Origin of the sequence: Aliiroseovarius subalbicans, from assembly GCF_022678625.1 — a bacterium.
Taxonomy (GTDB): Bacteria; Pseudomonadota; Alphaproteobacteria; order Rhodobacterales; family Rhodobacteraceae; genus Aliiroseovarius_A; species Aliiroseovarius_A subalbicans.
On the sequence record NZ_JALBYQ010000001.1, the window covers coordinates 1,135,347 to 1,148,375 of the forward strand.

The window sequence follows — 13,029 nt, forward strand, 5'->3', positions numbered from 1 at the left end:
TCACACCGGCAGGGCGGCCAGGGCGATGCGCCGGCCTTCGCTGACCAGAACGTTGAAGGTACGGCAAGCCGAGGGCGACGCCATTGCCTCGACTCCGATCCCGACCGCCTCCAAAGCCTCGCGCAGTGCGGCGGGCGGGTGCGCGGTGTCAGCGCCGGTGCCCAGAAACAGCACGTCGACCTGGCCCGACAGCGCCACAAGCGGGCCGAGGTCATCAGGGCCGGCCCAGCTGCGGGCGGCCTGATCGGTGATCAGCATCGGCCCCTGGATCACTTCGCCCGCCACGCGGAAAAAGCCGGGGCCATAGCCATCGACCGGCACCGCGCTGTCATAGGTGATTTCCGTCAGTTGCATGTGATCCTCAGTCGAAAAGCGGCAGGCCCGACAAGGCCGACGCCGCGATAAGCAGATAGGCCGCCGCACGGTAGGTTTTTTCAAGCTCTGGTCGGAACAGCCACCCGCCCAGCACGTTTCCGGCAAGATACGGCAGCGCTAGCAGAAAGCCCAGCACAAGCGCAGTGGGCTCCAACCGCCCCATGACCCAGAGCAAAAGCATCATCAGAAGGTCGACGCCCAGCAGGTAAAGTAGCAAGTTCGCGCGGATCACCCGGACCTGGTGACGAGACGCCATGTAGAGCATGATGACCGGCGGGCCCGCCAGGCCGGTGGCCCCGGCAAGAAACCCGCCCAGCATGCCAGTCGCATAAATCATCCAGTGCTTCAGCGTGCCCCGGTAGCGGTAGCCGGTGATCAACAACACCAGCAGCGTCAGGGACAAAAGCGAGACCGAATAGCGAAAGACCTCGGGCGCGATGCTGGCCAGCGTCCAGATGCCGATCGGCATGGCGATGAGAAGCCCGCCGCACAGCCGCAGGATATCCCGCCGGTGCCCGTCGCGCACCGCGCGCGGCACATTGGGCAACGGGCCAATCACGTCCATCGCAGTTAGGGTGACAAGGGCTGCGAACGGGTCCAGGATCTGCCCTGCAACAGGCATATAGATCATCGCGGTTCCGAACCCGGTAAACCCCCGAACAACGCCCGCGACTGTTGTCGCCGCCACCAGCCAAAGCAGATACTCCTGCCCCAGCGCGGCGGCGATCAGATCAGGCATCCACGTTCGCGAACTGGGTGCCGGCATTTGCGTCGGGCTTGGACCAGTCCCGCTTGACGCCAAGGCGCAGCAGGATCGCCGAGGCGACGAAGACCGACGAATAGGTGCCCACGATCACGCCCCAGATCATCGCGAAGACGAAGCCGCGGATCACGTCCCCGCCCAGGATATACAGCGAGATCAGCGCGATCAGCGTGGTGACCGAGGTCATCACCGTGCGCGACAGGGTTTCGTTGATCGACAGGTTCAGCACCTCTTTCAGGTCCATCTTCTTGTAGCGCCGCAGGTTTTCGCGCACCCGGTCGAACACGACCACGGTGTCGTTCAACGAATAGCCGACGATGGTCAGAAGGGCGGCAATGATGGCCAGGTCGAACTTGATCTGCACCACGGCGAACACGCCAATGGTCAGAACCACGTCATGCACCAGCGCCGCAACCGCGCCCAGGCTGAACTGCCATTCGAACCGCAGCCAGATATAGACCAGAACCGCCGCGATGGCGGCCAAAACCGCATAGATCGCGGTCAAGACAAGCTCGCCCGAGACCTTCGGCCCCACGCTTTCCACGCTGGGAAATGTGATCGCCGGATCGGCGCCGCGCAGCGCGTCCTGGATGACCGCCATGGTTTCCGGCGTGATCGCCTCTTCGCCCTCCTGGGCTTCGATACGGATCTGGCTGACATGCTGGTCGTCACGGAAGTTCACGTCGAACACTTCAGTGATCGACACATCGCCCAGGTTCAGCGGCGCCAGAGCGTCGCGATACCCCCCCACGTCCACGGCCTGCGTGCTTTCCGTCCGGATCGTCGTGCCGCCCCGGAAATCGATGCCGAAATTCAGGCCGATGACAAAGAAAGCCACGACCGAGGCCACCATCAAAAGCGCCGAGAACCCGAAGGTGATCGACGTTTTCGAGAAAAAATCCCAGTTCGTTTCAGCAGGAACAAGTCTCAGGCGCATATCAGACCTCCAAAGCTTTGGGGCGGCGGCGTTCGAACCAGATGACAATCATCAGGCGGGTGACGAAGATGGCAGTGAAAACCGAGGTCAGGATGCCCAGCCCCAGCGTCACCGAGAACCCGCGCACCGGGCCCGAGCCCATGATGAACAGGATCAGCGCGGTGATGAAGGTTGTGATGTTCGCGTCCAGAATGGCCGACAGCGCCTTTTCATAGCCCAACTCGATCGCGCGGGCCGGGCCACGACCCGCCTTGATCTCCTCGCGAATGCGTTCGAACACCAGCACGTTGGCGTCCACCGCCATGCCGATGGTCAACACGATACCCGCAATCCCCGGCAGGGTCAGCGTCGCGCCGATCATGCTGAGCAGGCCGAAGATCAGACCCACGTTCAGGATCAGGGCAACGTTTGCGATGATGCCGAACAGGCCATAGCTGAGCGCCATGAAGATCAGCACGCCCGCGAAGGCGATGACCGAGGCGACCTTGCCCGCGTCGATACTGTCCTGCCCCAATTCAGGGCCGATGGTACGTTCTTCGACATACTCCAGCTCGGCCGGCAGGGCGCCGGCGCGCAGAAGCACGGCAAGGTTGGTTGATTCCGTGATGTCGAAATTACCGGTGATGATGCCCGATCCGCCACAGATCGCTTCATTGATGCGCGGGGCCGAGATGACCTCGCTATCCAACACGATGGCGAAGGGCTGGCCGACGTTCTCGCCGGTGTATTCACAGAACTTGCGCGCACCTGAGACGTTGAAGCGGAAAGTCACAGCGGGCTGGCCGTTCTGATCGAAACTGGGCTGCGCGTCGTTCAGCTCCTCGCCGGTGACGGTCGGGGTCTGCTCCAGCACGTAAAACACGCCGTCTTCGTCCAACGATGGATAAATCACATTGCGCGGACCGGGGTCGGTCGCGCCGTCGCCGGTGCGGCTGACCACCGGGTGGAAGGTCAGTTTCGCGGTCTTGCCGATCAGCTCTTTCAACTCGGAGGCCGACCCGATGCCAGGCACCTGGATCAGGATCCTTGTGTCGCCCTGGCGCTGGATCGTGGGTTCGCGGGTGCCAACTTCATCCACGCGGCGGCGAATGATTTCAAGGCTTTGCTGGATCGTGCGATCATCAGTCGCCAGCTTTTCGGCGTCCGACAGCGTAACGATGATGATGTCGTCCTGCCCGGCCACCTCGATGTCGGTCGATCCGACACCGGTCAGGCTGACCACAGGCTGCGCCAGGGCACGGACCAGTTCCAGTGCGCGCGGCATGCCGTCGGCCTCACTGATGCGCACGCGCAGTTCGTCCTCAGGCCCGTCCTGACGGCGGATCGTGCCGATCGTGGCGCGTTCCCCGCGAAGCGCGTTTCGCACCTCGGGCCAAAGCGCATCCATACGGGCCGAATAGACATCCGCCACCTGCACTTCGGCCAGCAGATGCGCACCACCGCGCAGGTCCAGACCCAGGTTCACCAGGTTGGAGGGCGCCCATTCAGGCCAGGCCGAGGCATCTGCCTCGCGCTCGGCGGTTGCGCCGTAAAGCTCGATCTCGGCCACGGCATCATTGTGCTGCTCGACCCGCGAATAGAACGCGTTGGGCACCGCATAGGCCAGACCCAGCGCCACCAGGGCCCAGATCACGACCCGTTTCCAAAGAGAAATCTGAAGCATTCGCCCCGCCTGCCCTGTTGACCGAATTCAAATCGCGCCGGGGATTACCCCTCGGCCGGTTCCGTCTTGCTGACCACACTTGCGATGGTCGAACGCACAACGCGCACCTTCACGCCGCTGGCGACCTCAAGCTCAACCTCGGTGTCGTCCTTGACCTTGGTGACCTTGCCGATCAACCCGCCGGCCGTGATCACCTGGTCGCCACGACGCAGCGCTCCAAGCATGCCCTGGTGCTCTTTCATTTTCTTTTGCTGCGGACGGATCATGAAGAAATACATGATCGCAAAAACTAGCAGCATCGGGACGAGCATGGAGTTCAGAAGACCCCCGGCGGGCGCACCCGCGGCCTGCGCAAAAGCTGGCGTGACAAACATGTGGTTATTCCCCTCATTTCTGGGCCGCATCGGACCCATTCAAACTGGCGGGCACCCTATAGGGGGGCCGGAAGGTTGGCAAGCAAGCGCAGGCGGATTTCATAGCCCCCCTTGCCCGCACTTTGCGCCTTGTCCTAGGCTGCGCCAAACACACCAACGTGATGAGGTTCCATGTCTGATCTTGCCCTTCCCTTTGCCCCCGATGGCCCTGGCGAAGTTGACCGCCCCGCCGCCAACCGCCTGATCGCCGGTGATCCGGTCTTTACCACCTGGGATTTGGAAGAACGCGACGGGTTGTTTGCTGGCATCTGGCAATCCACACCGGGCAAATGGCGTGTCGCGTATGACGAATGGGAGTATTTCAACATCCTGTCAGGACATTCGATCCTGACCGAGGACGACAAACCGCCCGTGCACCTGCGCGCCGGCGACCGCATGATCATCCGCCCCGGTTTCAAGGGCCGTTGGGAGGTCGTGGAAACCACGGTGAAGGATTATGTGATCCGGGTTTGACCGTCGCGGTCGGGCGCCACCGCCTTTCCCCCTTCCCCCCGGCCCCGCTTTGCGGCATATCTGCGCCAGATTTTTCAGCCAAGGACGCCCAAGATGCACGACATCCGCCTGATCCGCGACAATCCCGAAGCCTTCGATGCGGGTATGGCCCGGCGCGGCCTGTCAGGGTTGTCTGGCGACGTCCTGGCGCTGGACGAAGCCCGGCGCGCCGCCATTCTGGCCGCTGAAACCGCCCAGGCCGAGGCCAACAAGGCGGCGAAATCCGTGGGGGCCGCGAAGGCGTCGGGCGATGAGGATGAATTCAACCGCCTGCGCGCGCTGGTGGCTGACAAGAAGGCCGAGATCGCCGCGCTGAACGACGAAGCGAAGGCGAAAGATGCGGCCCTGTCCGAACTTTTGATGGGCCTGCCCAACATTCCCGGCGACGACATCCCCGATGGCGACGACGAAGAAGACAACGTTGAGATTAAGCGTTGGGGCAGCCCGCGCGCCTTCGATTTCAAGCCGGTCGAGCATTACGAACTGCCCGCCGCGCAGGACGGGCTGGACTTTGAGACCGCCGCCAAGCTGTCGGGCAGCCGCTTTGTCGTGCTGAAGGGCGCCATTGCCCGCGTGCACCGCGCGCTGGCCCAGTTCATGCTGGATGTGCACACCGAGGAAAACGGGCTGACCGAGGTCAACGCCCCGGTTCTGGTGCGCGAAGAGATGATGTATGGCACCGGCCAGCTGCCGAAGTTCGGCGAAGACAGCTACCAGACCCGTGAAGGGTGGTGGCTGATCCCGACCTCCGAGGTCACACTGACCAATACCGTCAACGGCGACGTCGTCGACGAGGCGGCCCTGCCGATCCGGATGACGGCGCATTCGCTGTGCTTCCGATCAGAAGCAGGCAGCGCCGGGCGTGACACTGCCGGCATGCTGCGCCAGCACCAGTTCGAAAAGGTCGAAATGGTGTCGGTCACCCGGCCCGAGAACAGCAACGAAGAACACATGCGCATGACCGCTTGCGCCGAGGGTATTCTGGAACGTCTGGGCCTGCCCTATCGCACCGTGGTGCTGTGCACTGGCGACCTGGGATTTGGCATGAAGCGCACCCATGACATCGAGGTCTGGCTGCCCGGTCAGGACACGTATCGCGAGATTTCGTCTGTCTCGGTCGCGGGTGATTTCCAGGCCCGCCGCATGAACGCGCGGTTCAAACCCACGGGTGGCGGAAAACCCGATTTTGTGCACACGTTGAACGGATCTGGCGTCGCCGTTGGGCGCTGCCTGATCGCAGTGTTGGAGAACGGGCAGGAAGCGGACGGTTCGGTCACGCTGCCTGAGGTGCTGCACCCCTATCTGCGTGGCAAGACCCGGATCACGACGGGCGGCCAGATGGCCTGACGCCACAGCCTTTCGGGCACCGCCTGTGTGCGCGGCGCCATCCCCTATTCAACCAGAAGCACCGCGTCCGGGTTTTAAAACCTGGCGTGCAAATGCCCCCTGCCTTCTGGGTCGATCAGGCCTCGAAGGTGATCCGCCCGGCGCAGATCGTGACCGCCGCCTTTGCGGTGCCGAGCTGTTCGGCGGGCAGGCTTTCGATGTCAGCGTCCAAAACCACAACATCGGCCATCATCCCGGCCCGCAACCGCCCCTTGCGGTGTTCGTTGAATTCCACCCAGGCATTGTCGCGGGTGTACGCGGCCAGAGACTCGCGCAATCCTATCCGCTGATCCGGCCATATATCCGGCAAGTCCGCCCCAGCAACGGCCCCCTGGATCGTTGGCATCACATCGACCGGCACCACCGGCCAGTCGGTCGAAAAGATCAACGCGGCACCGGTGTCACGGATTGTTTTCCATGGGAAGGCCGTGGCGATCTGATGCGCGTGCAGGATATCCCCCGGCTCATAGGCCGGCAGGAAAAACCCACCGCGCGGCGCGTGCAAGGGCTGCATTGATGCCACAGCCCCAAGGCCTGCAATCCTGGGAATGTCATCAGGATGGATGGTCTCGATATGTTCGATCCGGTGGCGGCTATCGCGCACGCCATTGGCTTTTTGCGCGGCCTCGTAGCCATCCAAGGTTTGACGCACCGCTGCATCCCCGATCGCATGAACCGCAATTTGCAGCCCCATTGCGTCAGCGCGAATACAGGCTTGTTTGAACTGCGCATCCGAGAACAGAGGGTCACCGCAGCTGTCGGTGCCGGGGTAGGGCTCAAGCATGAAAGCGGTGCGACTGTCGAGCACACCGTCCATGAACATCTTGACCCGGCGCGACCAGACCATGTCGCTGTTGTATCTGGCGCGCATCTCGGCCGCTTCATCGACCCTTTCAACCGGATCCGTGTGCTTGAGATGCATGGGGATTTCAGTTCGGCACAGCAATGTGCCGTCCTGTTCCATCTCGGACAAAAGCTCCAGCTGATAGAAATTGCCATCCATGTTGTGAAGACCCGTGATCCCCTGCGCGGCACAATGCTTATATCCGTTGGCAATGACCGACGTGTCGATGGCGCGGGTTTGGGCGTCAGGGGCGGGCACAGGATCAGCGCCTGTGGTCATGCCCAGCAATTCGCGCCCCCCTAGGGGCGTCAGGGCCAGGACCGGCTCAAACGCGCCCACCTCTAACAGCTCGCCTGTCGCCAGACCATCCTTGCCCATGACAACCTCGGATCCTTCGGCAACCTCTTTGCCGTGAAGCACCCCGGCCAGGTCCAGCGCCTTGGTATTGGCATAGACCGTGTGGTGGTCGGCGGCGATCGCGGCAAAGGGACGATCCGGCATCGCCGCGTCCAGATCGTGCCGCGTGATCGCGCGGTCGCCCATCAGCGCATAGTCAATCGAGCAGGCAAACAACAGCTGATCGTCAGGGCGCGACGCCGCATAGGGCCGCACAGCTGCGGCAAGCTGCTTGACGCCAAATACCTCATGCAGGTTCAGGAAGTCGAGTTCAGCGGCCCCGCCAAACAAATGGACATGGCTGTCGATAAAGCCGGGCAGAACCGTGTTGCCCTGGGCGTCGATAACGCGGGCAGATCCGGCCATGTCGCGGATTTCGGCGGTGGATCCAACGGCGGTGATCGTGCCGCCGGTGATGGCCAATGCTTCGGCGTCCGGGCCATCAAATGTGATGACGCACCCATTGAGGATGACGATATCGGGCATGGATCTCTCCTGAGTTCAGGCGGCCGGTCAAGCACCCCACTTGCCAGTCAGCTGAATGACTGTAGCATGTCGATACAGATCTTGGGTGGCGTTTTTGCAAGTCCGATGGGCAGGTAAGATCCGTCCAAGCAGGCCCTCTGGATGGGGTTCCAGCGTCCACCCTCTACTGCTCACCGTCAAAACCCGTTGAGTCATCCGATCGACCCTGCGCTGTCAAAGCCAGGGTCTACTCAGCCCCGACCTCATGCGCGGTCAACTGGCGGGCCTTCGGGAATGGCACCAGCTGTTCGCTGTCTTCATCCCACAGGCGCAAGGTGAAAGCGTGCAGCGCCTCGCCAAAGGAAATGCGTCGCAATTCGTGCGTCTTTTCCAGCTCCCGGTGGGCGGCGCGCAGGCGATAGCACGGGATCGCGGCGACCAGATGGTGGATGTCATGCTTGGTGATATTCGCAACCATTTCGTCGAACACCCAGCCAAAATCCAGGCAGCTTCCGCCCTGGATCGCGGCACGTTCCATGTCCAGATCGGGGCGCCGGTCCCACCAGGTGCCTTCGAAATTGTGCTGCAGATAAACCAGCGCCACGCCAATGCAGCCCCCCAGCCAGATCGCGAAAGCCACGGTCAGCACGCCGGTCCAGCCAGCCCAGAGATACAGTGACAGGCCAAAGGCGACGATCGCCGCATTGTGGGCCAGGATCGCCTTGGTCCCGACCTTGGCCGCATTCTTGGGCCAGCGGTAGGCAATGAAATAGGTGAAGGCCGAGCCGACCGGGATCAGCACCAGCGGGTGACGATAAAGCCGGTAATACAGCCTTTTCCACACCCCGGCCTGCGCCCATTCGCGGACAGTCATGGTGTAAACTTCGGTTGTTTCACGCGCGTCCAGATCGCCGACATAGGCGTGGTGCAGGTTGTGATTATAAGTCATCTGCGGATAGGCCGCGAAGGTGAACGGCGACACAAGATAGCCCCAGAACTGGTTCTGGGCACGGGTTTCGAACAGCGACAGGTGGCCCAGATCGTGCTGCAACACGTAAAGCCGCACACCGGCGAAAGCCAACACGATGATCGGCAGCGGCGCGATCAGCCAATTGCCCTGCTGAACCGCCAGAACCGACGCCACGACCGCGCCGAAATAGATCACAAGATTGGACAGCAGGCTGAGGTAGGCCAGACGGTTGTCTTTCTTGGTGTAGCTGCGCAAAGCTTGCCGTAGTTCCATGATCCCCTCCTGCACATGCCCCGGTCACCCGGTCAGGTTGTGCGCATTATGAACCGAAAATGGGGACGTGCAAGCCCGACACAGGGTCTCAGCGGCCGATTGCCACGCCCCGACGCCCGGCCAGGTCAGTGAAATACTGCCAGGCCACCCGGCCCGACCGCGCACCACGCGTCGCCTGCCATTCGATCGCCTCGGCCCACAGGGTCTCGTCGTCAATCTCGACACCATAGGCGGCGCAATAGCCGCGGATCATGGTCAGGTATTCGTCCTGGCTACAGGGGTGGAAGCCCAGCCACAGGCCGAACCGGTCCGACAGCGACACCTTTTCCTCGACCGCCTCGGAGGGGTTGATTGCGCTGCCGCGTTCGTTTTCGATCATGTCGCGCGGCATCAGGTGGCGGCGGTTAGACGTGGCATAGAACACCACGTTGTCGGGCCGGCCTTCGATGCCGCCATCCAGCACCGCCTTGAGGCTTTTGTAATGCTGGTCGTCATGGCTGAACGACAGGTCATCGCAGAACAGCAGGAAACGGTCATCACGGTCGCGCAGCAGGTTCAGAAGCCGCCCGACCGAAGGCAGGTCTTCGCGCTGCAGCTCGACGATTTTCAGCGCAGCCCCCCGGGCCAGCGCCTCGGCATGCACCGCCTTCACCAGCGACGATTTTCCCATTCCGCGCGCGCCCCACAACAGGGCGTTGTTCGCGGGCAGGCCACGGGCGAATTGCAGCGTGTTGTCCAGAAGTGTGTCGCGCGAGCGGTCAACGCCGACCAGAAGCTCCAACGCCACCCGGTTCACGTTTGCCACGGGCTCCAGACGGTCCGGGGATGTGTGCCAGACAAAGGCGTCGGCGGTGGTGAAATCGGGTGCCGCCAGCGGGGCGGGCGACATCCGTTCCAGGGCGTCGGCGATCCGGGTCAGCGCGGCGTCACTCATTTTGTATCGTCGACCATGCCCGGATCTTCGTCGTCGTCCTCATCGTCGAACTCGGCCAGAAGCGGGTCGTCTTCAGGGTCCATCTCCTCGGGATGTTGCCCCGTGGTGGCGGCCGCTTCCTCGGCGTCCTCGTCTTCGTCCTCGAACCACAGGCCTTTCGCCTTCAGGTCGGCTTCGCGTTTGCGCTCAACCCGGCCCACCAGGAAGATCGAGATCTCATAGAGGCCATAGACCACGACAAACAGGATCACTTGGGTGATCACGTCGGGCGGGGTCACCAGCGCAGCCAGCACCAGAATGGCAACAACCGCGTATTTGCGCACGGCGCGCAGGCCCTCCTGCCCCACCAGACCGGCCTTGCCCATCAGGGTCAGAAGCACGGGAAGCTGGAAGCACAGGCCGAAGGCCACGATGAACTTGATCGTCAGCGACAGGTATTCCTGTGCCGACCCCTGGAAAGCAATGCCCGCGGTCGCGTTTTCAACCGCATCTTCGCCCAGCACCGAACCGGTCTGTTGGAAGCCCAGGAAGAAATCGAACGCCAGAGGCGTCACGACATAAAAGGCGAAGGACGCGCCCAAAAAGAACATGACCGGCGACGCGAACAGGAACGGCAGGAACGCGTTCTTTTCGGTCTTATAAAGCCCCGGCGCAACGAAGCGCCACAATTGATAGCTGATGAACGGGAAGGACAGAATCAGCCCGCCCAGCAGAGAGATCGAGATTGCGACGAAGAAACCTTCCTGCAGCTTGATCAGAATCAACCCGCAATCCTCATGCCCGCGCAGGGCCATCGCATCGCACAGCGGATGGGTCAGGAAGTTGAAGATCGGGTTCCAGACGGTGAAGCAGATCACCATGCCGACGATAAACGCCAGCACCGCCCGGATCAGGCGCGTGCGCAGCTCGGTCAGGTGTTCGATCAGCGGGGCGGAGCTGTCTTCGATCTCGTCAGTCTGGCTCATGCGTCAGGCGTGTCCGTTGATGTCGCGGGCGTTTTTTTCGCCGCGGGCTTCTTCTTTGCCGCAGGCTTCTTCGCAGGCGCGGTTTTTGCGGCCGGTTTCTTGGCGGGCGCTTTTTGGGCAGGGGCCTTCTTTGCAGCAGCCTTCTTGGTGGCTGGCTTCTTTGCCGGTGCTTTCTTGCCCGGTGCCTTTGGCGCCTCTCCCGGCGTGGCCTCGGCAGCCGCTTCGGCTGCTTCGCGCTCTTTGCGTTCGGTGGCCTTCTTCGCGGTCGCTTCGCGGATCTTGCGGGCGGCCTCAGCGCGGTCTTCCGACAGCTTCTTGGTCTCGGGGCCCATGTCAGCCTTGTCGGCGCCGTCGGTCTTGGTGGGGTCCCACTTTTCGAACGAATCTGCCGCCTTGTTCAGCGCGTCCAGCCCCATCGCCTTTGGGTTGGTGGCCTTTTTCAGGTCCGCAGCCACGTCCTTCACGCCCGCTTCATCCGCAGCGTCGTTCATCGCGCGGCTGAATTCGCGGCCCATCGCGCGGGCCTTGGCGGTGAAACGGCCAAGTGTGCGGAACATGCCGGGCAGGTCCTTTGGACCCACCACGATCAGCGCCACGATGCCGATGACCAGCAGTTCGGTCATTCCGATGTCGAACATGGGCCGGGCCCTTTCCTGAGGTCCGGCTTACGCCTTGTCTTTTTCGCTTTCCGGCGTCACGTCCTTGGCGGCGTCCGCAACATCATCAGCCTGTTCTTCGATCTCGGCGGTGCCTTCGGCCACGCCTTTCTTGAACGAGGTGATGCCTTTGCCGACTTCGCCCATCAGCGACGAGATTTTGCCGCGGCCGAACAGGACCAGCACGACGACAGCGATCAGAAGAAGGCCGGGAAGGCCAATATTGTTGAGCATGTGATGTCTCCCTTGTCAGGCGGCTCTGCGGCCCGCCCCATCATTCATCGCCAAGTTATCTATTGCTTCAATGGGCAAGATCAAAGCCCCAAAGCGTGTTTTCGCGCAAGAAAAGTTCGCAGAGCGGGGAAAACCGCCGGTCAGGCGCGTTTCACCTCGGCAGGAAACACGAAACAGCGGTCACGTCGGATCGCGATCCAAAGCTTGGTGCCTTCTTTTGGCAGGAACACCGACGGCACCGCCGCCTTGAGCCGTGAGCCGTCCGCCTCCATGCGAAATTCCACCAGACTTTCGTGGCCGATGAAACGGGCACGATCGACGATGCCACGCGCCCAGACGCCGTGGTCGGGCGTCGGTGACGGCCCCTGCCCGCCTCGGTCGAAATCGATCTTCAGGTGTTGGGGGCGGATGACGATATCCACGTCGGTGCCATCGGGCACACCGGGCGCAAGGAACTGGCCGAACGCGGTATCGGTCAGCGCGCCCTGAACCCGTCCCCGGATCACGTTCACGTCGGAAAAGAAGGCCGCCGCGCGTTCGTCCACCGGGGCGTTGTAGATGTTGTAGGGCGCGCCGCGCTGCACGATGCGACCGTGGCGCATCAGGGCGATTTCGTCGGCCATGCGCATCGCTTCTTCCGGTTCATGGGTGACCAGAAGCACCGCGGTGTTTTCCTCTTTCAGGATCGACAGGGTTTCATCGCGAATGCCATCGCGCAGCCTGTTATCAAGCCCGGAAAACGGTTCGTCCATCAGCATGATCTTGGGGCGCGGTGCAAGCGCACGGGCCAGTGCCACCCGCTGCTGCTCGCCGCCTGACAATTCATGCGGATAGGCGTCCAGGAACCGGGTCAGACCGACTTTCTCCAGCAATTCGCGCACCCTGAGGCGTTTTTCCGTGCGGGTGCCTTTCAGGCCGAAAGCGACGTTGTCGGACACGGACAGGTGCGGAAACAGTGCGAAATCTTGAAACATCAGCCCGACCGAGCGTCCCTCGGGTGGCACCCGTGTGGCGCCGTCGCTGATCAGATTGCCATCGATGAAGATCTCGCCGCCGTCCTGGTCATCCACCCCGGCAATGATGCGCAGGGTCGTCGACTTGCCGCAGCCCGACGGGCCCAGAAGGCAGGTGACCTGACCGGGCATGACCGACAGGCTGACGTCATTCACCACGTTCCGTCCGCCAAACTGGCGCCGGATGTTGCGGATCTCCAACCGTGGTGTTTCGCCGGTCACGCGCGTC

At 62.4% G+C, this 13,029-nt stretch carries 14 protein-coding genes; 2 read left to right on the top strand and 12 right to left on the bottom strand.

Annotated features, from left to right (window positions below; all coding sequences use genetic code 11):
- From MN188_RS05685 to yajC, 5 genes are read right to left on the bottom strand one after another with little or no spacing between them, the layout of a single operon-like run.
- The gene (locus MN188_RS05685; protein WP_242106617.1) at positions 1–354 is read right to left on the bottom strand and encodes an Mth938-like domain-containing protein; all 354 of its coding nucleotides are present in this window, start codon (positions 352–354) and stop codon (positions 1–3) included.
- Positions 355–361: 7 nt separating this feature from the next.
- Entirely contained in the window at positions 362–1,114 is a 753-nt protein-coding gene (locus MN188_RS05690) for a sulfite exporter TauE/SafE family protein (RefSeq protein WP_242106618.1), read from the bottom strand.
- On the bottom strand, positions 1,107–2,075 hold the full coding sequence (gene secF / locus MN188_RS05695) for a protein translocase subunit SecF (protein ID WP_242106619.1): 969 nt from the start codon (positions 2,073–2,075) through the stop codon (positions 1,107–1,109). The genes MN188_RS05690 and secF overlap by 8 nt, the downstream gene beginning before the upstream one ends.
- A gap of 1 nt (position 2,076) precedes the next feature.
- Positions 2,077–3,738 carry a protein translocase subunit SecD gene (gene secD, locus MN188_RS05700; RefSeq protein ID WP_242106620.1) on the bottom strand — a complete coding sequence of 554 codons (1,662 nt, stop codon included), beginning with the start codon at positions 3,736–3,738 and terminating at the stop codon, positions 2,077–2,079.
- A 44-nt stretch (positions 3,739–3,782) separates the two neighbouring features.
- The gene (gene yajC, locus MN188_RS05705; protein WP_242106621.1) at positions 3,783–4,112 is read right to left on the bottom strand and encodes a preprotein translocase subunit YajC; all 330 of its coding nucleotides are present in this window, start codon (positions 4,110–4,112) and stop codon (positions 3,783–3,785) included.
- A 171-nt stretch (positions 4,113–4,283) separates the two neighbouring features.
- Between yajC and MN188_RS05710 the strand changes: the two genes are divergently transcribed.
- Complete coding sequence (locus tag MN188_RS05710) at positions 4,284–4,625, top strand: cupin domain-containing protein (RefSeq protein ID WP_242106622.1); 342 nt, start codon at positions 4,284–4,286, stop codon at positions 4,623–4,625.
- Positions 4,626–4,718: 93 nt separating this feature from the next.
- The gene (serS, locus tag MN188_RS05715) at positions 4,719–6,011 is read left to right on the top strand and encodes a serine--tRNA ligase (protein WP_242106623.1); all 1,293 of its coding nucleotides are present in this window, start codon (positions 4,719–4,721) and stop codon (positions 6,009–6,011) included.
- Positions 6,012–6,126: 115 nt separating this feature from the next.
- Here serS and MN188_RS05720 read toward each other — a convergent pair whose 3' ends face one another.
- The 7 genes from MN188_RS05720 to MN188_RS05750 form a co-directional block, all read right to left on the bottom strand.
- Complete coding sequence (locus MN188_RS05720) at positions 6,127–7,776, bottom strand: amidohydrolase (protein WP_242106624.1); 1,650 nt, start codon at positions 7,774–7,776, stop codon at positions 6,127–6,129.
- Between the two features lie 226 nt (positions 7,777–8,002).
- Positions 8,003–8,998, bottom strand: a complete 996-nt coding sequence (locus MN188_RS05725) for a fatty acid desaturase (protein ID WP_242106625.1) — start codon at positions 8,996–8,998, stop codon at positions 8,003–8,005.
- Between the two features lie 88 nt (positions 8,999–9,086).
- Positions 9,087–9,932, bottom strand: a complete 846-nt coding sequence (locus tag MN188_RS05730) for an ATP-binding protein (protein WP_242106626.1) — start codon at positions 9,930–9,932, stop codon at positions 9,087–9,089.
- Entirely contained in the window at positions 9,929–10,897 is a 969-nt protein-coding gene (gene tatC / locus MN188_RS05735; RefSeq protein WP_242106627.1) for a twin-arginine translocase subunit TatC, read from the bottom strand. The genes MN188_RS05730 and tatC overlap by 4 nt, the downstream gene beginning before the upstream one ends.
- Positions 10,894–11,535 carry a Sec-independent protein translocase protein TatB gene (gene tatB / locus MN188_RS05740; protein ID WP_242106628.1) on the bottom strand — a complete coding sequence of 214 codons (642 nt, stop codon included), beginning with the start codon at positions 11,533–11,535 and terminating at the stop codon, positions 10,894–10,896. Before tatB ends, tatC begins: the two co-directional genes overlap by 4 nt.
- Positions 11,536–11,562: 27 nt before the next feature.
- Entirely contained in the window at positions 11,563–11,787 is a 225-nt protein-coding gene (locus MN188_RS05745) for a twin-arginine translocase TatA/TatE family subunit (protein ID WP_242106629.1), read from the bottom strand.
- 140 nt (positions 11,788–11,927) lie between these two features.
- Positions 11,928–13,022, bottom strand: coding sequence for an ABC transporter ATP-binding protein (locus MN188_RS05750; RefSeq protein WP_242106630.1), 1,095 nt, complete (start codon positions 13,020–13,022; stop codon positions 11,928–11,930).
- Positions 13,023–13,029: the final 7 nt, after the last annotated feature.

Excerpts from the sequence above, each read along its gene's own strand:
- MN188_RS05685 (WP_242106617.1), bottom strand. The coding sequence starts at position 354 with ATGCAACTGACGGAAATCACCTATGACAGCGCGGTGCCGGTCGATGGC.
- MN188_RS05690 (WP_242106618.1), bottom strand. The coding sequence starts at position 1,114 with ATGCCTGATCTGATCGCCGCCGCGCTGGGGCAGGAGTATCTGCTTTGG.
- secF (WP_242106619.1), bottom strand. The coding sequence starts at position 2,075 with ATGCGCCTGAGACTTGTTCCTGCTGAAACGAACTGGGATTTTTTCTCG.
- secD (WP_242106620.1), bottom strand. The coding sequence starts at position 3,738 with ATGCTTCAGATTTCTCTTTGGAAACGGGTCGTGATCTGGGCCCTGGTG.
- yajC (WP_242106621.1), bottom strand. The coding sequence starts at position 4,112 with ATGTTTGTCACGCCAGCTTTTGCGCAGGCCGCGGGTGCGCCCGCCGGG.
- MN188_RS05710 (WP_242106622.1), top strand. The coding sequence starts at position 4,284 with ATGTCTGATCTTGCCCTTCCCTTTGCCCCCGATGGCCCTGGCGAAGTT.
- serS (WP_242106623.1), top strand. The coding sequence starts at position 4,719 with ATGCACGACATCCGCCTGATCCGCGACAATCCCGAAGCCTTCGATGCG.
- MN188_RS05720 (WP_242106624.1), bottom strand. The coding sequence starts at position 7,776 with ATGCCCGATATCGTCATCCTCAATGGGTGCGTCATCACATTTGATGGC.
- MN188_RS05725 (WP_242106625.1), bottom strand. The coding sequence starts at position 8,998 with ATGGAACTACGGCAAGCTTTGCGCAGCTACACCAAGAAAGACAACCGT.
- MN188_RS05730 (WP_242106626.1), bottom strand. The coding sequence starts at position 9,932 with ATGAGTGACGCCGCGCTGACCCGGATCGCCGACGCCCTGGAACGGATG.
- tatC (WP_242106627.1), bottom strand. The coding sequence starts at position 10,897 with ATGAGCCAGACTGACGAGATCGAAGACAGCTCCGCCCCGCTGATCGAA.
- tatB (WP_242106628.1), bottom strand. The coding sequence starts at position 11,535 with ATGTTCGACATCGGAATGACCGAACTGCTGGTCATCGGCATCGTGGCG.
- MN188_RS05745 (WP_242106629.1), bottom strand. The coding sequence starts at position 11,787 with ATGCTCAACAATATTGGCCTTCCCGGCCTTCTTCTGATCGCTGTCGTC.